Here is an 18,032-nt window from a genome sequence, read left to right as displayed (position 1 = left end):
ATTCACTCCGGCGCATCCATCATGTATCCCATGCCGCGGGCGGTATGAATCAGCTTGAGATCGAAATCGTCATCGATTTTTGCGCGTAGCCGGCGTACCGCGACCTCAATGACATTGGTGTCGCTGTCGAAGTTCATGTCCCAAACCTGAGAGGCAATCAGCGACTTCGGGAGCACTTCACCGCGTCGGCGCAGCAGTAACTCCAGTAGTGAAAATTCCTTCGCCGTCAGGTCAATTCTTTTCCCGCCCCGGACAGCACGTCGCTTCATCAGATCGACTTCCAGATCGGCAATTTTCATGGTGGTCTGCGTCGGCGAACCATTACCTCTGCGCAACAGCGTTCTGACCCTGGCCAGAAGCTCTGAGAAAGCAAATGGCTTGATCAGGTAGTCGTCCGCACCCAGCTCCAACCCTTTAACGCGGTCTTCCACACCATCGCGTGCCGTCAAGAACAGTACGGGGACGTCTTTTCCTGCTGCGCGCAACATGCGCAGCACTTCCCAACCGTCCAGCCCAGGCATCATTACATCCAGAATTAGCAGGTCATAGGCTTCGCTAAGTGCATGCTGAAGGGCATCTGTGCCGGTCATAACCCGGTCGACATTGAACCCAGCCTCGGTGAGACCTTGCTGGAGGTACGTACCGGTTTTGGGTTCGTCTTCAGCTACCAGTAGTTTCATGTGTGCAGACTCCAAAAGTCGGGTGGCCTGAGTTTGCAGGCAAACCGCGGCCCCAACCAGAAGCTTACGAAAATGTAATTCTGACTTCAGCTCACTGACAGGGTGGCTTGTCTAGGGTGCAAGCATGAGTACTAGGTTGTGCTCTCGGCCCTCGACAGACCAAAAGCAGAGGTGCCGGCCATAGTTTGCACTGATGGAGACTGCCCATGAAATCGCTGAAACCTTTGCTTCTGGTTGGTTCGCTACTGCTGTCTTCCATGGCTTGGGCCGAAGGGGGCAGCGACCGTGTATTCGAGCGCATCCAGCAGATGCGCGACAAAGCAGAAGCCGTGCTGATCCAGGCGGAGAAGGCCCCGGTCGGCGAGCGGCATGTGCACATGAAGGAGCATATGAACATGCTCGAAGACATCATGAGCCAGCTGCACAACGAACATCCCGCGCCAAACATGTCTGCCGAAGAGCATCTGGCCTGGATGGAAAAGCATGACAAGCTGGTAGACGACGTGCTGGGTCAAATGATTCGAGAGCACAAGCTGATGATGGCCGACAAGGAATGCCATCAGTAAAGATTTCCCCCATCTTACAGGCCTTTCGTGATTGCTCCTTCGGCCTAGCGGCGCCTTTATGGCGCCGTGCTTTTTCCCAGCTGACGCAATTGTAGTTTTGGGGTCAGCGGCCTCTCAGCAAGCGGGGAATAGCATGAGATTTCCAGCACCCATCTCGAGGTCTCACCATGAAACGCTTACCCCTTAAACTGCTGATCAGCACTCTGTTCATCAGCACCACCTTTCCGGCATTTGCCGAGGTCGGCGGCAGTAGCAATGGCATTGGGCAGCAGGCCCAGGCGACGCCAGCGACTCGTACCATCTTGGTAAAGATGGACGACATCAACTACAGCCAGAAAACGATCGATGTGAAGCCAGGTGAAACCGTGCGCTTCGTTCTGAAGAACGAGGGCGCGTTGATGCACGAGTTCAACATCGGGCAGGCAGCGTCCCAGCTGGAGCACCAGCGCAAGATGGCGTCCTTGTTCAAGGACGGCACACTGACCCCGACCGGCATGGCCGAGCGCATTGTCTGGCATGAGCGTTATGGCATGGGAGACTCCAACCCTCCAGGCTATCCGGAAGTCATCAAAGCCAAGCATGACGACCCGAACGCGGTTCTCGTCGAGCCCGGCACAACCAAAGAGTTCGTGTGGACCTTCCCTAAGGCGGGCAGTTTGAGCTTCGCCTGTACATTGCCTGGGCATTACCAGGCGGGGATGGTCGGTGAGTTTGCTCTGCGTTAGTCCGGCATCGGTGCTACCCGTTGGCCGCGAGCTGGGTAGCACCGATCTGACGAACCTTACTGCGATGTAGTTTTCACGTCAGCGTACCGCCAGCTGCACCTCATTAGCATCGGGACTCATCCCTCCTCAACACCTCAGAGGCACACCATGAAACTCAGACCCGCTTTCATAATCACCACCCTTGGCTTGCTGCTCAGTGCTGCCAATGCGCTGGCCAGCCCGGGCCACAAGAAAGACAGTATTGGGCAACCGGGAGACGGTCAGGCAGTAGATCGCACCATCGAAGTCCGGATGGGGGACATCTTCTTCGAACCCAAAGCAATGGAGATCAAAGCAGGCGAGACAGTTCGCTTCGTCCTGAAAAATGACGGTGCATTGCTACACGAATTCAATCTTGGCAAAGCGGCATCCCATGCCGCGCACCAGAAAGAGATGGCCGCGATGTTTCAGAACGGCACGCTGTCCCCTACAGGTGCACATGACATGAGCAATATGGGCCATGCCATGGGCGGCATGAAGATGGTCGGTATGGAACACGATGACCCCAACAGTGTTCTTGTCGAACCTGGAGCACGCGAAGAGTTGATCTGGACCTTCTCCGCCGCCACCGAACTGGAGTTCGCCTGCAATATTCCAGGACATTATCAGTCGGGAATGGTCGGTAAGGTGACCGTACGCTGACGTTTATTGATACTCGCCAACTCCGTCCAGTCTGAGACACCTATACTGATCCGGCCGCCATTGAAACGAGGCTATTGTCGTGGACCATACCCATCACACCAGTACCACTGAGCCGCCTTTTTGGAAGAGCAAGATTGGCATTGCGCTGATCATGCTGGCCGTAATCGGCATCTTCTATGTAGCGCGTGAGCATTACGGTCATCTTTCGCAGGCCCTGCCGTACCTCATCCTGCTGCTATGCCCGCTGATGCATCTGTTTGGCCACAATCACGGCGGGCACTCCCACTCCAGCAGCACCGCTGTTTCCAAGGACGAAGAAAGGACATAGATCGCATGCAAAAGACCTCCTGCCATCATGACCAGGATCATTCACATAACTCGCACGCCCACTCCGAGAGCCAGCGCGACCCGGTGTGTGGCATGGAGGTCAAACCTGATGGCCCTTATCGCGAGAGCTTTGAAGGGAAGGCCTATCATTTCTGCAGTGCGAAGTGCCTAGAGAAATTCCAAGCAGATCCTCATCAGTACATGAGCCATCAGTCTCATGGGGAGCATCACCAGCACGCGACTCCAGCACCCACATCGACACCTGTAGGTGCTGAATACACCTGCCCGATGCATCCAGAAATCCGTCAACCGGCTCCCGGAAACTGCCCGATCTGCGGGATGACGCTGGAACCTGTCATCCCGGAGCTGGAAGAGGAGGAAAATCCAGAGCTGAAGGACTTCTCGCTGCGGTTCTGGTGGACCCTACCGTTGACCGTCATCGTGACCGTATTGGCGATGGCCGGCCATTCCTTGCAACTGTTTCATGGCACGACCCAGAACTGGGTCGAGCTGGCTCTGGCGACGCCCGTGACGCTATGGGGTGGCTGGGTATTCTTCACCCGCGGCATTGACTCCATCCGCCACCGCAGCCCCAACATGTGGACCCTGATCGGTTTGGGAACGGCCGCTGCCTACCTCTACAGCGTGGCCGCTACCTTGGTTCCGCAGTGGTTTCCGGCGGCCTTTGCCCAGGACGGACGTATCGGCGTCTATTTTGAAGCAGCCGCAGTGATTATCTCACTCACGCTGTTGGGCCAAATGCTCGAACTCAAGGCCCGCTCGCAGACTTCGGCAGCCATCAAGTCACTGCTGAGGCTGGCACCAAAGACTGCGCGTCGCATCAAGCCCGATGGCCAGGAAGAAGATATTCCGCTGACACATGTCCATCAGGGCGACCACCTACGTGTCCGGCCGGGAGAGAAAGTCCCGGTGGACGGTACGGTTCTAGAGGGTGAGAGCGCCGTCGACGAGTCGATGCTTACCGGAGAACCGTTACCCGTGACCAAGCGGGTAGGGGATGCCCTTATCGGTGCCACCATGAACACCCATGGAAGCCTGGTGATGGAGGCGCAGAAGGTCGGTGCCGAGACCATGCTGTCGCAGATCGTTCAGATGGTGGCCAGAGCCCAACGTTCCAAGGCCCCCATGCAGCGTATGGCTGATGCGGTGGCAGGGTATTTCGTGGTCGGGGTGATCCTGATCGCGATTCTGACCTTCTTCGGCTGGGGGCTATTAGGGCCGGAATCAGGCTGGGTATTTGGCCTGATCAATGCGGTGGCGGTGCTAATCATTGCGTGTCCCTGCGCTCTGGGTCTGGCAACCCCGATGTCCGTCATGGTTGCGACTGGCAAGGCCGCTAGCAGCGGTGTGTTGTTCCGCGATGCCAGCGCCATCGAAAATCTATGCAAGATCGACACGCTCATCGTCGACAAGACTGGAACCCTGACTGAGGGGCGTCCCGTATTCCATAGTGCGGAAGGGACAGGCGGTTACGACTCCAATGAAGTGCTGCGCCTGGCTGCTAGTCTCGACCAGGGTAGTGAGCACCCGCTGGCTCATGCCATAGTCGATCATGCGCGCGGTCAGGGCATTGCACTGGTCAAACCGGACACTTTCGAATCTGGCTCGGGTATTGGTGTGCGCGGCCAGGTCGATGACTATCAGCTGCAGCTCGGCAACACCGCACTGATGGACGAGGCGGGCGTCGATATTACCCCGCTGCGCAATCGCGCCGAGCAACTGCGTCTGGGAGGCATCAGCATCATCTATTTGGCCGTTGATGGCCGCCTGGCGGGACTACTGGCCGTTTCCGATCCGATCAAGCCTACTTCTCAACAGGCTGTCTCCAAGCTTCAAAGCGAAGACGTAAAGGTCATCATGGCCACTGGTGATGGCCTCACCACAGCAAGAGCCGTGGCGCAGCAGCTCGGAATCGAGGAAGTGCATGGTGAGGTCAAACCGCAGGATAAGGAGAAACTAGTCGCCGATTTGCAGGGCTATGGCCGTCTTGTCGCCATGGCGGGTGACGGTATCAACGATGCGCCCGCCCTGGCCAGGTCTGACGTAGGTATCGCCATGGGCACCGGTACCGATGTGGCGATGAACAGTGCCCAAGTGACGCTGGTCAAAGGAGATCTGATGGGCATCCTGCGAGCACGCACCCTGTCAGTGGCGACCGTGAAAAACATGAGGCAGAACCTCGCATTTGCGTTCCTCTACAACGCGATGGGAATCCCGCTAGCAGCGGGGCTGCTGTACCCGCTGACGGGGCATCTTCTGTCGCCCTTGATTGCTGCGCTGGCGATGAGTGTCAGCTCGGCGTCGGTGGTCTTCAATGCTCTGAGGCTGAAATCAACGGACATCGGATAGGCTTCCATACCACCGACCAGGTGATTATTCAGAAGCGCATCTGACCGGAAAATGCCGTACGGTAGTTTCCGGTCCGACCTATCTGTCGCAACACATAGTGACGAGGTGACGTTCTATGGACTGTTGCCGCTGCGGGTAGGAGACTGGTCGTCGTTAACCCATGAGGACTCTCCGTGGCCCGCATTCGCAGACTGATTATCAGCAACTTCCGATCTATCCAGGCGCTCGACTGGGTGCCGGCCCCAGGAATTAACTGCCTCATAGGTCCTGGCGATAGTGGAAAGTCCAGCATTCTAGATGCGATTGACCTTTGCGTCGGTGCCCGCCGGGGCGGCACGTTCGGCGACATGGACTTCTTCGCTCTGAACGTCGAAACACCCATCACCATCAGTGTGACGCTTGGCGATTTGCCGGTATCGCTGATGGATATCGATGTTTACGGCGAGTTCTTGCGTGGATTCAATCCAGGAACGGGAGAAGTCGAAGACGAACCGCGAGCGGGGCTGGAGACCGTTATCACCTTGCTTCTGCAAGTTGGTGCCGATTTGGAACCTACCTGGACACTTTTTTCTGAGCGTGCGGAGCAGCAGCAACTCGAACGCACTCTTCCCTGGAAGGAACGAGCGGCACTAGCACCCGCCCGTATCGGCAGCTTTGCGAGTTCGAACTTGTCGTGGAGTCGTGGCTCAGTGCTCAATCGACTTACTGACGAGCGTGCAGAGCTAGGTGCCGAACTTGCGCGCGCCGCGAGGCAAGCAAGAGCGAACTTTGGCAATCAAGCCGCCGGACATCTAACTCAGACGCTTGAGGTGGTGCAACGCACGGCTCAGCATCTTGGGGTTTCGGTTGGAGCGATGCCACAAGCACTCCTTGACGCTCATTCTGTGTCTATTGGCGAGGGAGCGATCGCGCTGCACAGCGACACAGGCATTCCCCTTCGCTCCCTTGGCACGGGCTCGTCGCGATTGCTAGTGGCAGGGCTGCAAAGAGCTGCAGCTAGCGCCGCGCCAATTGCTCTTGTCGATGAGGTGGAATATGGACTTGAACCTCATCGGCTCATGCGATTCCTGGACTCCCTGGGCGCAAAGGACGCTGCCGCTCCGCTGCAGGTCTTCATGACGACTCACTCACCGGTCGCGCTGCGCGAATTGTCCGGCAGCCAGTTATTCGTTGTTCGCTCTGGGCCTCAACGCCACAGCGTTATGGCAGCAGGGGAGGCCAACGAAGTACAAAGTACCCTTCGGAAGGACCCAGAGGCATTCCTCGCCAAATCCATTATCGTTTGCGAGGGTGCCAGCGAGGTTGGCTTCGCGCGTGGCCTTGACCAATGGTGGGTCAGCCTTGGCGCTACCTCATTCCTGGCTCATGGTGGCGCTTATGTGGACGCCGGCGGGGGAAGTCCCGATAACAGTCTTATCCGCGGAACGGCACTTCAGAACCTAGGCTATCGCGTGATGGTTTTTGTAGACGCCGACAAACCTTCGACCGCGGGGCTACCTGAAGCATTCTTGGCCGCAGGCGGACAAATTCTGACATGGCGACCAGGTCTCACTCTGGAGGACGAGATCTTCCGCCATCTCAGTGACCAAGCACTCGATGCACTTCTGGCGAAAGCCGAAACAATAGTGGGTGCAGAGCTGATGAATGCGCACATCCAGACGAAGTCCCAAGGACGTATGACACTACATGACATCAAAGCTGAAAGACTTATTCAGGGCTACTTGCCCGCGACGCGAGAGCTTTTGGGAGCTGCATCTCGTATCCGCAACAGCGGGTGGTTCAAGTCGTTGACAACCTATCAGGAGGTTGCAAGGGACATCGTCGGCCCGTCTCTACAGAACGCCGACCAGGGCTTCATGGCAGTCACGAATCAGCTCTGGACGTTTACAAGTGCCCCTTGAGATCGATCTTTTCGCTATCGAGCGTGGCTCCATAACAGCCCCCGCAGGTTGTGGAAAAACGCAATTGATTGCCGAGACGCTCATCGCGCATAGGCAGAGCAAACCCATACTCGTACTAACGCACACGAACGCAGGCGTTGCGGCCTTACGGGCACGCCTGAGACGAGCCGGCGTTCCTAACTCCGCATATCGAGTCTCCACCATTGATGGATTCTCGATGCGCCTCATCGCTAAGTTCCCAGCGCGAAGCGGCCATAACCCACAGATCTTACAGCTCCACCAGCCCAACACCGACTACCCTGCAATTCGGCACGCCGCCATGCTGTTACTGCAGGCAGGCCACCTTGCTCAGCCTCTCCGTGCCACTTACGCGCGCTTGCTTGTCGACGAATACCAGGACTGCAACGTCGTCCAGCACGCCATCGTGTCAGGTTTGGCCCAGGTGCTACCGACCTGCGTGCTCGGTGACCCAATGCAAGCCATCTTCGACTTTCGTGGCAATCGACTGGTGCATTGGGCGAATGAGGTGCAGCCCCTGTTCCCCGCGGCAGGAGAGCTGAGGATACCCTGGCGCTGGCGGCTGGCCGGAGCTGAGAACCTTGGGCAGTGGCTACTCGCCATACGGCAGCAACTTCAAGTTGGCCAGCCGGTGGATCTGCGCACGGCTCCGGCAGAAGTGCGCTGGGTGCAGCTCAACGCCGGGACCGAAGTCCAGCAGCGGCTGGTGGCCGCTAGAACCGAGTCACCCAACGCTCGGGGCAGCGTCCTCATCATCGGGGACTCCATCAACGTGCAAGGTCGCCATCAGCTCACGAGCCAGACACCCGGCGCCATGGCCGTCGAAGCCGTCGACCTAAGGGACCTCGTCAACTTCGCCAGGAATTTTAACCTGCAGGGTGCCAATGCTCTGGCACAACTTGCGGAATTTGCTTCAAGCGTGATGACGGGGGTAGGTGCAGCAAACCTGCGAACGCGTGTGGAGTCTCTGCGCACAGGACGTGCCCGAACGCCACCGACCCCGGCCGAGGCCGAGGCCGTCGCATTCGTCGGGGAGCCAACACCGCAGCGAGCACTCCTTGTGCTCAACGCCCTCGCCGAACAGCCGGGGGCACGGGTGTACCGATCGGAAGTTCTGCACTGCTGCCGGTCCGCTATGCAAGCTGTGGCGGGAGGTACAGCCGACTTTCTGAGTGCAGCCATTCAAGCGCGAGAACGCAATCGACACCTTGCCCGCCCCATCGCAAGACGCTCGGTAGGCAGCACATTACTTCTCAAGGGGCTCGAGGCGGATGTCTCGGTTGTTCTGCATCCTGAACTTATGACCGCTCAGAATCTGTATGTCGCCCTGACGAGGGGCGCAAGGCACGTAGTGGTGTGTTCATCGAACCCCATCCTGATGCCTGTGAACAACGGCTGAGCCTTATTGTTGCGTTTGCGCACTTGACCTTGCCATCGTGTCAAGGTCGATACTGTCTGTGCGGTAACTTGAGCCGCGGACGAAATGAGGTGAGAGAGATGTTCAGCCTGAATGTTTCGGGTATGGGTTGTGGCAGTTGCGTCAGCAAAATCACGAAGGCCATCCAGACGCTGGATCAGGACGCACGCGTAGAGGTGGATCGGGCAGCCGGCAAGGTCACTGTAGAGAGCACAGAAAGTGCCGAATCGATCCGCGAGCTGATCCAGGAGCTTGGTTATGCGGCCCAGGTCAGCGCTTGAGCGCTGGCCTGCCGACCGACTAAATCTCCAGTTCTGAGAGCTCTTTCAGCCCGTGAATACTGGTGACCTCGTTAGTAATACCTTCATCCCCATCTCGGCCGCGAAGCCAGTTTGAGTGATCGCCTGGCTCGCGCATTTCCAGCGTGTCATAGGAGTAGCGCTTTCGCTTGAACAGGCTTTTCAATGCGGCGAACTCGTGGCTTTTCTCGTCTTCTATTCCGACGACTTTTCCTACAAGCGCCTCCCAATGACCGACGCCGTCGGCCAGCATCGCCTGGTAAGTCTCTGGGTCCAGCAAGGCTTGCTGTTTGAAATGAATGATGCGGTGTGTCATAGACGCGCTCGGGAGTGGCCAAAGAGAAGCCGCTAGCCTATAGGTTCCGGGTCATTCGTGAATAGTTGCCCTGAGCTTTAGCAAACCTTCGTTGACCCACAATTTCAACCAAGTTGCGGCCTGCAGGGGGGCTTGCTCTCCATGTGTTGCGCTCAATGACTCGCAGAGTTCGGCGAACGATCCACCCTCGACGAAAAACCGCAATGCTGACGCCTCTTCTGGCTCCAGGCTTCGGTACTGGCATACGAGGTTATGACGCCAGACCAGACAGTCTCGATTCCCGGCTGGTTGGGTGGCAACGGGAAGCAGATCCCCAGACTTGGCAGCCTTCCACAGCGCCAGGGTGTTGTACTGCAATCGCAGCCATCTGGCAGATGGAGTCAGGGAAACCCTGAATGAAACCCAGTCTTCAGCCGAAAACTCACTGATGGCCTGCAGTGAAAGCGCTTCGACATCCTGAGCATCGAAAGCCAGTGTAAAAGCCCACTCCAGCTCCGCGAGTTCGCGCATCGGTGAAAGTTGAGGTTCCGCAATGTAGCTGCGAATGAACTCGGGCAGCTTTTCACCCAGCCAGCGAATGCTGAAATGCCGCGGTGGCCAGGCGGCGATATAGGCCAGTGCGAGTTGCTCGAACGACTCTTCTCCCAGCCATTGCTGCAGCGCCGGGAAATCCTCGCGCAGCACCGCCAGCAGGCGCGAGCGATAGGCGTTATGGTAGATCCGCAGGCCTTCGAGGGCACTCAGCGCAGTGCAACCCCGGACTTGCTCCAAAAGCTCGTTGGAGGGCAGGGCACCATCTGTCAGGTAAGTTTCAAATGCAGTCTGTAAGGCGCTTAGGCTCAAAGGGTTGCCCTCGATATCACGCCATTGGCGATAGCTCGGGCATGCTCCAACTCGGATAACAGATCCTCGAACGGTGGAAAATGATCATCCCGCTCGATCAACGTCGACGTTGGACCCAAGTAGCTCAAAGTCTTGCTGTAGAGCGCCCAAACCGGGTCAGCGATGGGCTGGTCGTGGGTGTCGATGAGGTATTGCCCGTAATCGCTATGCCCGGCCAGGTGAATTTGACGAATCCGCTCGTGCGGCAATTCCAAGATGAACTGCCATGGGTCGAAATCCTGATTTCGTGCGCTGACGTAGACGTTGTTCACGTCAAGGAGCAATTCGCAACCGGTCAGGAAACTCAGTTCCGAGAGAAACTGCGATTCGCTCATGCTGGACGTCTTCCACTGCACGTAAGAAGAAACGTTCTCCAGCACAATGGGACGTTCCAGAACATCCTGCACTAGACGCACCCGCGCGGCGACATGCAGCAGGCTTTCTTGGGTAAACGGCAGCGGCAGCAGGTCGTGGAGTTGATGGGCGTTGCCGCGACTCCAGCACAAGTGGTCGGAAACCCACTGGGGCTGTACCCGGTCCGCCAGTTGCTTGAGCTGTCGTAGGTAGCCCATGTCCAGGTTATGCGAACCGCCGATCGACAGCGATACTCCGTGCATCACCAACGGGTATTGCTCGCCAATCGCATCGAGAAAGTAGAGGGCCTTGCCACCGCCCACCAGGTAATTCTCGGAAATGATCTCAAACCAGTCGACCGCAGGTCGCTGTTCAAGAATCTGCTGGTAATACTCACTGCGAAGGCCAAGACCGAAACCCAGTGTTTTGCGCTTACTCATTCAAGACTCCAGCAGGGGAGTGGCAGGCACTCCCCGCAACGGCATTATTCGCTGGTCTTGCCACCGGCCTCATCGCACTTGGCCTGAGTCATCAGCTTGAAACCTTGGCCTTTACATTCTCCCTGGCCTTTGCAGGCATTTTTGGCGGTCATGCAGTCGTTCTGGCCCTTGCAACCGTTGACGCCGAAGCACTTCACTTCAGCTGCTTTGGTGTCCTGGGCGGCCTGGACAGGCAGGGTAGCAAACAGGCTGGCGGCCACGAGAGCCAGAGCGGCACCGGTAGCGACGTTGGATTTATTCGACATAGTGACAATCTCTCTTAATTGTTGGTGGTCTTATCCGCGGGTGCGAATGACCCTGAGTAGCTTAGGCATCGCTGCCGAGCATGCCCTCTCAAGAAATTCGCAAGGCTTTATGAGGGCATGAAAGACAGTACCGAGCCTTCTGGATGGGCTACAAGAAAGAAATAGCAACCTGACAGAACTGTAATGTTCGGCTCAGGTTGCTGACAGGCCCTCTTAGTTAACGTGACATCGAGCCTAAAGCTCGGCCTCTGCAGTTGCAGGGACCACTTAACTTACGAGGAATACCCAAAATGAAATCGATCAAAGCTCTGCTTGTAGTTACTGCTCTGAGCATCTCCAGCTTGGCAATGGCTGAAGGTGGTGCTGACCGAACCTTCGCGCGCATGGAGCAGGCACGCCAGACGTCTCTGGAGGCCTACCGGGTGGCCCAGCAGCAGAAAGTTGAGGCTCCTGTAGCCAGCAGTCCAACCGAGCAAGCAGAGCACACCAACTGCTGAAGTCATCTACCTTACAGAAATGTAATCACCCGGATGGTTGGGATATGGCAGTTTCATACTGCTCATCGTCGGTAAGGCATTGTGCAATGCACCGACGTGGAAAGTTGAGGGGTAAATCCCCGACATTGAAGCAGCCATGAACCCGAGACCGGGCACACCATCACCGGCTCATTTGACGGATTGGACAAAACGGCATGCAAAGCAAAACCACAAGGCGCACCTTCGTCAAAGGCCTGGCAGCCACCGGTATTATCGGCGGACTTGGCCTGTGGCGCACGCCGGTCTGGGCGGTGAACAGCCCCGGCCAGCCCAACGTACTGACTGGTAACGAATTCGACCTATTCATCGGTGAAACCCCGGTGAACATCACCGGCGCAGCGCGCACGGCCATGACCATCAACGGCTCGCTCCCTGGGCCGATTCTTCGTTGGCGCGAAGGCGATACCGTCACATTGCGCGTGCGCAACCGCCTCAAGGAGGACACCTCCATCCATTGGCACGGCATCATCCTGCCGGCGAACATGGATGGTGTTCCTGGCCTGAGCTTCCATGGCATCGCCCCTGATGGCATGTATGAGTACAAGTTCAAGGTCAACCAGAACGGCACCTACTGGTATCACAGCCATTCTGGGCTCCAGGAGCAGGTCGGCGTATACGGTGCGCTGGTCATCGATGCCAAGGAGCCCGAGCCCTTCAGTTACGACCGTGATTACGTCGTGTTGCTGAGCGACTGGACGGATGAAAATCCAACGCGGGTACTGGCCAAGCTCAAGAAACAGTCGGACTACTACAACCAGCACAAACGCACCGTTGGTGACTTCATCGATGACGTAAGCGAGATGGGTTGGTCCGCCGCCGTAGCCGATCGCAAGATGTGGGCCGAGATGAAGATGAGCCCGACGGATCTCGCTGACGTCAGTGGCTACACCTACACCTACCTGATGAATGGCCAGGCACCTGATGGCAACTGGACCGGCATATTCAAACCAGGCGAAAAGATCCGCCTGCGGTTCATTAATGCCTCGGCTATGACCTATTTCGATGTGCGCATCCCAGGCCTGAAGATGACTGTGGTTGCGGCCGATGGTCTGCACGTCAAACCGGTCAGCGTCGACGAGTTCCGTATCGCCGTGGCCGAGACCTACGACGTGATCATCGAACCAGACAGCGAACAGGCCTATACCGTGTTTGCCCAATCCATGGACCGCACTGGCTATGCGCGCGGCACCCTTGCTGTACAGGAGGGGTTGAGTGCACCAGTACCCAGCCCCGACCCGCGTCCGCTGATTGCCATGGGCGACATGGGTATGGATCACGGCAGCATGGGCGGTATGGATCACGGGAACATGGCCGGAATGGACCACGGCAGTATGGCGGGCATGGATCATGGGAGCATGCAGGGTGGCATGGCCGGCATGGATCACAGCCAGATGGCTGGAATGGATCATTCGGGCATGGCAGGCATGGCAGGCATGGCAGGCATGGCAGGTGCCATGCAGGCACACCCAGCCTCAGAGACCAACAACCCGCTGGTCGATATGCAAACCATGACACCAACGCATAAGTTGGACGACCCAGGTATTGGTTTGCGAGACAACGGCCGACGCGTCCTCACGTACTCTGACCTGCGCAGCACCTTCCTCGACCCGGATGGTCGCGAACCAAGTCGCACCATCGAGCTGCACCTTACCGGGCACATGGAGAAATTCTCCTGGTCCTTCGATGGCATCAAGTTCTCTGACGCCGAGCCTCTGCGCCTCAAGTACGGCGAGCGTGTTCGCATCACGCTGGTCAACGACACCATGATGACTCATCCGATCCATCTTCATGGCATGTGGAGCGACCTGGAGGATGCGAACGGCAATTTCCTGGTGCGTAAACACACCATCGACATGCCGCCAGGTTCCAAGCGCAGCTATCGAGTGACTGCCGATGCGTTGGGTCGTTGGGCCTATCACTGCCACCTGTTGCTCCACATGGAAATGGGCATGTTCCGTGAAGTTCGTGTGGATGAGTAAAGGAGATTTCTGATGAGCACTTTTATGAAGCGAAATGCCCTGGCTGGCAGCGCAGTCATGTTCAGCCTATTGGCTGCCCTGCACGCACCGGTTTCGTTGGCAGGTGAGGGGCACAGTGAGCACGAACAACATGCTGCCGAGTCGGCTGTGCCCAAGACCGCCAGTGGCAATCACGCAGATCAGTCGAAGGATAAGGCGGCTGGCCAGCATATGGATCATGGCGCCATGGATCACGGAGACATGAAGCATGACGGCATGAATCACGAAAACATGATGGATAAGCATGGCGGCACCGAAGCCGAAGCAGGTTCGAACCATGACCACTAGGTTTTCACGTCCATCTCTCTTGGCGCTGGCTGTGTCGCTGAGTGCGTTCAGCGGCGGCGTTACTTTGGCTGCGGAAGAAATGGATCATTCGGCAATGGGGCACGGCACCATGTCGATGGACCATAGCCAGATGAGCCACGGCGCTACCAAAGCGCCGATGGAGGGCATGGATCACAGCAAGATGGACCATGGTGCCATGCAGGGTGCTTCGGGCAGCATGGATCATAGCCAGATGGGCCACGGCCAGAGCCAAGAGAAGGCCCAGGCTATGGATCACAGCAAGATGGGGCATGGCGCCATGCAAGGACAGATGGAGGGCATGGATCATTCAAAGATGAACCATGGCTCCGCTGAAGCCCCGAGAACCACCAGCCGTACGCCGATTCCCGTTCTGACGGATGCTGATCGCCAAGCGGCTTTCCCGCCATTACCTGGCCACAAGGTTCACGACAGCGCCATCAACAGTTTTTTCCTGCTCGATCAGCTCGAATACCAGGACGCAGATGAGGGCAGCACCCTGGCCTGGGATGCGTCGGGCTGGGTAGGCGGTGATATCAACCGGGTCTGGTTCCGCTCCGAAGGCGAGCGTACCAACGGCGTGACCGAGGATGCTGAATTACAGCTGCTGTACGGCCGCTCGATCGGCCCTTGGTGGGATGTCGTCGCGGGCGTTCGCCAGGACTTCAAACCGGAGTCGCCGCAGACTTGGGCCGCCTTCGGTATCCAGGGCATGGCGCTTTACGCCTTTGAGGCCGAAGCCACGGCCTTCGTCGGCGAGAATGGCCAAACTGCTGCCCGACTGGAGGGCGAGTACGACATTCTGCTGACCAACCGGCTGATTCTCCAGCCAACTGCCGAAATGAACTTCTACGGCAAGAACGATCCTGAGCGAGGTGTGGGGTCTGGGTTGGCAAATACCGAGCTCGGCTTGCGTCTGCGTTACGAGATTGTCAGGCAGTTTGCCCCCTATATCGGGGTTTCCTGGAGCCGCTCCTATGGCAACACGGCAGACATGGTGCGCGACGAGGGCGGTGATGTAGACGAGGCGCGTTTTGTCGCCGGTATCCGGATGTGGTTTTGAGAACCTGACATGAAAAGAACAATTAAAACTTTGGTGGCGGCCGGCGTGGTCGGTAGCACAGCTGTCCTGGCCGGCGCCTACTTTGGCGTGGTCAACGTGGGGGCCGACGATCCCCATTTTCCTGCAGTGCATGCGTTTCTCACGATGGCCCGTGACCGCTCTATCGAAGTCCGTTCGCGGGACATCGAGGTTCCCAACCTGGATGATCAAGCTCTTATTCGCGCCGGTGCGGGCAACTACAACTCCATGTGTATCGGCTGTCATTTGGCGCCAGGTGTGGCGGAGACCGAGCTAAGCCAATCGCTTTATCCTGCGCCCCCCAACCTCGCCAAGATCGGTGTCGATGGCAATCCGTCAGCAGCGTTCTGGGTGATCAAGCATGGCATCAAGGCAACGGGTATGCCTGCGTGGGGCAAGAGCATGGGAGACGAGTACATCTGGGGCATGGTTGCCTTCCTCAACCAACTGCCGACGATGGATGCCAAGCAATACCAAACACTCGTCGCATCCAGTGGCGGCCATCAGCACGGTGGTGGGGAAACGCAGATGCATAACCATGAAGGACAGCACGGCGACAACAAGCCTGGCCATCATGACAATAGTGGCGGTGGCGATGACCATCATGGATCAGGTGATGCTGGAGAGCCTGGTCATCACGATGCCGCGGCTACGGATAGCGAGGGTGGCTCCGCACCTAAGGCAGGTCACCATTCGGATATGAGTGGCGATGACCACCATGCTGGAGATGAGGCGTCGTCCAACGGAGGTGATCATCACGCCGAGCAGGCTCCGAACGCCTCGCCCAAGACCCACACCCACGCCGATGGCAAAGAGCACGTACATGAAAGCTAAATATCTGGCCTTACTGGCCGCTCTCTCCGTCACGTCTGCGGTTCAAGCAGCTGATGCCCTGACGATTGATGTCCATCGTGATGCCAATTGCGGATGTTGCAAGAAGTGGATTTCACACCTCGAAGCGAATGGCTTCAAAGTCGTCGACCATGTTGAAAGCAACATGACAGCAGTGAAGCAAAGACTGGGCGTCGCGCCACGGTTAGCGTCTTGCCACACCGCGGTGATTGACGGCAAGTTCGTCGAAGGTCATGTGCCGGCGGCTCAGGTCATCGAACTCACCAAGCGCGATGATCTGCTGGGCATCGCTGTTCCCGGGATGCCGGCGGGCTCCCCCGGCATGGAAGTCGATGGCGTACAGCATGCCTACCAGGTCATTGGCTTGACCAAGACGGGTTCTGATCAGGTCGTTGCAGAATATCCCGCCCAGTAGTACTGCCTGCCAGCACGGCCGCTTGTGTGTAGTGGCCGACTCATTTTCATACGTCCTTTAACCTAAGTAAAAAAGGCGCCCTAGGGCGCCAAGGGCTGTCTCCAAACCAAAGGAGCACTACGAGGGGACAGCAGGACCAAGGAGCGAGCGGGGCAATCAACCCGCTCGCTTGCCAGGGTTAGAGAACTTCCAGCGGGTACTCGACAATCAGGCGGAACTCATCCAAATCCGACTCGAAGTCGGTGGCGCGAGTCGTGGCTTGTCGAATGCGAAAGGACATGTCCTTCAACGACCCAGACTGCACAACGTACTTGGCCTCGATGTCCCGCTCCCAGCGCTTCTGGTTGGTCAACGGATCGCCGTTGTCATCACGGCGCATATAGACTTCGTTGGCGTTGCTGTAGTCGGCATCCCAGCCCTGGGCATATCGAGTCATGAAGCTCAATCCAGGCACACCGAAAGGCTCCATATCCAGGTCATAGCGCACTTGCCATGACTTCTCCTTCGGCGAGTTGAAGTCGCTGTACTGGATGGAGTTGTCGAGGTAGATGGAGTCCGATTGGCGCAAGTAGTCGAAGTCATCATCGCCATTGTTGCGCTGGAGACCCACCAGCACTGTATGAGCGCCGAATTGGATGCCGACCTTGCCGCTCCAGATGTTGTTATCGAAGCTCCCGAGGAGCTGCCTCCCTTCATCGACCGCCTTGTAGTAGTTCAGCCCGCCGATCAAGGCGACATCGTCCGCAAGCGGGTAGCTCAGCGTGGTGCCCGCGTAATATTGATTCCAGGCATCCTTGAGGCGGCTGGTGTAGAGACTAAAGCCGACGTTGTCATTAAGCGTGTAATCACCACCGAAATAGGCGATCCATGGCGAGTCCACTTCGCCCGCGTAGAAGGTAGCGAAGCCGTCGCGCATGCTGCTGGTATTGGGTTGGCTCATCGAGTGGAGGCGACCGCCTTGAAGCGACAATCCTTCCACGCGGCTGTTGACCACGGTGACACCTCGGAAGCTCTCCGGTAACAGCCGCGCATCACCGTATTGGACGACCGGGCTGACAGGAAAGACGTCGCCTGCCTTGATCTCGGTATCCATGAACCGAGCTTTCACCGCACCCCCCAGTTTGGAGTAGTTGTCCTCCGCCTGCCCGAGGCTGTTGTAAGGCATCACATCGACTGAGCCGCCGGCCCCGGAACGGCCGTCGCCGGTGTCAAGTTTGAGTCCTAGCATGGCAAAGGCATCGACACCAAAACCTACGGTGCCCTCGGTAAAGCCAGACTCGAATCGGCCTATCACGCCATGCGCCCACTCCTCCGAATAGCCATTACCCGAGCTGCTGGACTGGCCTTTACGGAAATCGCGGTTGAAGTAGAGGTTTCGATTGAGGATGGTCAGGCTGCTGCCTTCGATAAATCCCTCGCCTTTCTCGCCGGCGGCCATTGCAGCTTGCCCAGTACTGACGCTCAGAGCGAGCAGAGACAGTCCTAACAGGGTCCTGTTATTCATAAATGCTCCTGATGTTATTGGCAGTTGTCATTGTGTGGT

The 18,032-nt window shown here is 57.5% G+C and carries 20 protein-coding genes; 14 read left to right on the top strand and 6 right to left on the bottom strand.

Translation table 11 applies throughout. The features are described 5' to 3' along the window. Window positions 1-2 precede the first annotated feature (2 nt). On the bottom strand, window positions 3-680 hold the full coding sequence (locus JZ00_RS04930; RefSeq protein ID WP_039588641.1) for a heavy metal response regulator transcription factor: 678 nt from the start codon (window positions 678-680) through the stop codon (window positions 3-5). 206 nt (window positions 681-886) lie between these two features. On the opposite strand from JZ00_RS04930, the gene JZ00_RS04925 reads away from it, so the two are divergent. From JZ00_RS04925 to JZ00_RS04890, 8 genes are all read left to right on the top strand, one after another. Continuing rightward, a complete protein-coding gene (locus JZ00_RS04925) occupies window positions 887-1,246 on the top strand; it encodes a co-regulatory protein PtrA N-terminal domain-containing protein (RefSeq protein ID WP_003139552.1) in 360 nt (119 codons plus the stop codon). A gap of 167 nt (window positions 1,247-1,413) precedes the next feature. After that, a complete protein-coding gene (locus JZ00_RS04920) occupies window positions 1,414-1,971 on the top strand; it encodes a cupredoxin domain-containing protein (protein WP_003139550.1) in 558 nt (185 codons plus the stop codon). A 147-nt stretch (window positions 1,972-2,118) separates the two neighbouring features. After that, window positions 2,119-2,652: a cupredoxin domain-containing protein gene (locus JZ00_RS04915; RefSeq protein ID WP_003246762.1), complete on the top strand. Its 534-nt coding sequence runs from the start codon at window positions 2,119-2,121 to the stop codon at window positions 2,650-2,652. 79 nt (window positions 2,653-2,731) lie between these two features. Further along, window positions 2,732-2,980 (top strand): DUF2933 domain-containing protein, encoded by a 249-nt coding sequence (locus tag JZ00_RS04910; RefSeq protein WP_003246761.1) that lies wholly within the window; start codon window positions 2,732-2,734, stop codon window positions 2,978-2,980. Between the two features lie 5 nt (window positions 2,981-2,985). Continuing rightward, complete coding sequence (locus JZ00_RS04905) at window positions 2,986-5,349, top strand: heavy metal translocating P-type ATPase (protein WP_160300869.1); 2,364 nt, start codon at window positions 2,986-2,988, stop codon at window positions 5,347-5,349. 173 nt (window positions 5,350-5,522) lie between these two features. Then, the gene (locus JZ00_RS04900; RefSeq protein ID WP_039588639.1) at window positions 5,523-7,250 is read left to right on the top strand and encodes an ATP-dependent nuclease; all 1,728 of its coding nucleotides are present in this window, start codon (window positions 5,523-5,525) and stop codon (window positions 7,248-7,250) included. Continuing rightward, window positions 7,240-8,667 (top strand): UvrD-helicase domain-containing protein, encoded by a 1,428-nt coding sequence (locus JZ00_RS04895; protein ID WP_039588638.1) that lies wholly within the window; start codon window positions 7,240-7,242, stop codon window positions 8,665-8,667. The genes JZ00_RS04900 and JZ00_RS04895 overlap by 11 nt, the downstream gene beginning before the upstream one ends. A gap of 98 nt (window positions 8,668-8,765) precedes the next feature. Then, window positions 8,766-8,966, top strand: a complete 201-nt coding sequence (locus JZ00_RS04890) for a heavy-metal-associated domain-containing protein (protein ID WP_003139539.1) — start codon at window positions 8,766-8,768, stop codon at window positions 8,964-8,966. A gap of 19 nt (window positions 8,967-8,985) precedes the next feature. Here JZ00_RS04890 and JZ00_RS04885 read toward each other — a convergent pair whose 3' ends face one another. From JZ00_RS04885 to bufA2, 4 genes are read right to left on the bottom strand one after another with little or no spacing between them, the layout of a single operon-like run. Then, window positions 8,986-9,300, bottom strand: coding sequence for a hypothetical protein (locus JZ00_RS04885; protein ID WP_003139538.1), 315 nt, complete (start codon window positions 9,298-9,300; stop codon window positions 8,986-8,988). Window positions 9,301-9,351: 51 nt separating this feature from the next. After that, window positions 9,352-10,143, bottom strand: a complete 792-nt coding sequence (locus JZ00_RS04880; protein WP_039588637.1) for an HvfC/BufC N-terminal domain-containing protein — start codon at window positions 10,141-10,143, stop codon at window positions 9,352-9,354. After that, window positions 10,140-10,976, bottom strand: coding sequence for an MNIO family bufferin maturase (gene bufB, locus JZ00_RS04875; protein ID WP_003139536.1), 837 nt, complete (start codon window positions 10,974-10,976; stop codon window positions 10,140-10,142). The genes JZ00_RS04880 and bufB overlap by 4 nt, the downstream gene beginning before the upstream one ends. 44 nt (window positions 10,977-11,020) lie before the next feature. Continuing rightward, window positions 11,021-11,281: a BufA2 family periplasmic bufferin-type metallophore gene (gene bufA2 / locus JZ00_RS04870; protein WP_004577564.1), complete on the bottom strand. Its 261-nt coding sequence runs from the start codon at window positions 11,279-11,281 to the stop codon at window positions 11,021-11,023. Between the two features lie 290 nt (window positions 11,282-11,571). Here bufA2 and JZ00_RS04865 point away from each other — a divergent pair, with 290 nt between their 5' ends. The 6 genes from JZ00_RS04865 (at window position 11,572) to JZ00_RS04840 (ending at window position 16,489) form a co-directional block, all read left to right on the top strand. Continuing rightward, the gene (locus tag JZ00_RS04865) at window positions 11,572-11,778 is read left to right on the top strand and encodes a co-regulatory protein PtrA N-terminal domain-containing protein (protein ID WP_003139535.1); all 207 of its coding nucleotides are present in this window, start codon (window positions 11,572-11,574) and stop codon (window positions 11,776-11,778) included. A 194-nt stretch (window positions 11,779-11,972) separates the two neighbouring features. Next, window positions 11,973-13,796, top strand: coding sequence for a copper resistance system multicopper oxidase (locus JZ00_RS04860; protein WP_039588636.1), 1,824 nt, complete (start codon window positions 11,973-11,975; stop codon window positions 13,794-13,796). A gap of 12 nt (window positions 13,797-13,808) precedes the next feature. Beyond that, a complete protein-coding gene (locus JZ00_RS04855; protein WP_009686150.1) occupies window positions 13,809-14,123 on the top strand; it encodes a hypothetical protein in 315 nt (104 codons plus the stop codon). After that, a complete protein-coding gene (locus JZ00_RS04850; protein ID WP_004374649.1) occupies window positions 14,113-15,204 on the top strand; it encodes a copper resistance protein B in 1,092 nt (363 codons plus the stop codon). The genes JZ00_RS04855 and JZ00_RS04850 overlap by 11 nt, the downstream gene beginning before the upstream one ends. A 9-nt stretch (window positions 15,205-15,213) precedes the next feature. Continuing rightward, window positions 15,214-16,056 (top strand): c-type cytochrome, encoded by an 843-nt coding sequence (locus JZ00_RS04845; RefSeq protein WP_003139525.1) that lies wholly within the window; start codon window positions 15,214-15,216, stop codon window positions 16,054-16,056. After that, window positions 16,046-16,489, top strand: coding sequence for a DUF411 domain-containing protein (locus JZ00_RS04840; RefSeq protein ID WP_003246746.1), 444 nt, complete (start codon window positions 16,046-16,048; stop codon window positions 16,487-16,489). The genes JZ00_RS04845 and JZ00_RS04840 overlap by 11 nt, the downstream gene beginning before the upstream one ends. A gap of 178 nt (window positions 16,490-16,667) precedes the next feature. On the opposite strand, the gene JZ00_RS04835 is transcribed toward JZ00_RS04840, so the two are convergent. Next, window positions 16,668-17,993 (bottom strand): OprD family porin, encoded by a 1,326-nt coding sequence (locus JZ00_RS04835; RefSeq protein ID WP_039588635.1) that lies wholly within the window; start codon window positions 17,991-17,993, stop codon window positions 16,668-16,670. Window positions 17,994-18,032 lie beyond the last annotated feature (39 nt).

The organism is Pseudomonas frederiksbergensis (assembly GCF_000802155.2).
Classification (GTDB): Bacteria; Pseudomonadota; Gammaproteobacteria; order Pseudomonadales; family Pseudomonadaceae; genus Aquipseudomonas; species Aquipseudomonas frederiksbergensis_A.
This window is presented reverse-complemented; position numbering and strand designations above follow the sequence as displayed.

Coding starts and splice junctions, on each gene's coding strand:
- JZ00_RS04930 (WP_039588641.1), bottom strand. CDS start 680: ATGAAACTACTGGTAGCTGAAGACGAACCCAAAACCGGTACGTACCTC.
- JZ00_RS04925 (WP_003139552.1), top strand. CDS start 887: ATGAAATCGCTGAAACCTTTGCTTCTGGTTGGTTCGCTACTGCTGTCT.
- JZ00_RS04920 (WP_003139550.1), top strand. CDS start 1,414: ATGAAACGCTTACCCCTTAAACTGCTGATCAGCACTCTGTTCATCAGC.
- JZ00_RS04915 (WP_003246762.1), top strand. CDS start 2,119: ATGAAACTCAGACCCGCTTTCATAATCACCACCCTTGGCTTGCTGCTC.
- JZ00_RS04905 (WP_160300869.1), top strand. CDS start 2,986: ATGCAAAAGACCTCCTGCCATCATGACCAGGATCATTCACATAACTCG.
- JZ00_RS04890 (WP_003139539.1), top strand. CDS start 8,766: ATGTTCAGCCTGAATGTTTCGGGTATGGGTTGTGGCAGTTGCGTCAGC.
- JZ00_RS04885 (WP_003139538.1), bottom strand. CDS start 9,300: ATGACACACCGCATCATTCATTTCAAACAGCAAGCCTTGCTGGACCCA.
- bufB (WP_003139536.1), bottom strand. CDS start 10,976: ATGAGTAAGCGCAAAACACTGGGTTTCGGTCTTGGCCTTCGCAGTGAG.
- bufA2 (WP_004577564.1), bottom strand. CDS start 11,281: ATGTCGAATAAATCCAACGTCGCTACCGGTGCCGCTCTGGCTCTCGTG.
- JZ00_RS04865 (WP_003139535.1), top strand. CDS start 11,572: ATGAAATCGATCAAAGCTCTGCTTGTAGTTACTGCTCTGAGCATCTCC.
- JZ00_RS04860 (WP_039588636.1), top strand. CDS start 11,973: ATGCAAAGCAAAACCACAAGGCGCACCTTCGTCAAAGGCCTGGCAGCC.
- JZ00_RS04855 (WP_009686150.1), top strand. CDS start 13,809: ATGAGCACTTTTATGAAGCGAAATGCCCTGGCTGGCAGCGCAGTCATG.
- JZ00_RS04850 (WP_004374649.1), top strand. CDS start 14,113: ATGACCACTAGGTTTTCACGTCCATCTCTCTTGGCGCTGGCTGTGTCG.
- JZ00_RS04845 (WP_003139525.1), top strand. CDS start 15,214: ATGAAAAGAACAATTAAAACTTTGGTGGCGGCCGGCGTGGTCGGTAGC.
- JZ00_RS04840 (WP_003246746.1), top strand. CDS start 16,046: ATGAAAGCTAAATATCTGGCCTTACTGGCCGCTCTCTCCGTCACGTCT.
- JZ00_RS04835 (WP_039588635.1), bottom strand. CDS start 17,993: ATGAATAACAGGACCCTGTTAGGACTGTCTCTGCTCGCTCTGAGCGTC.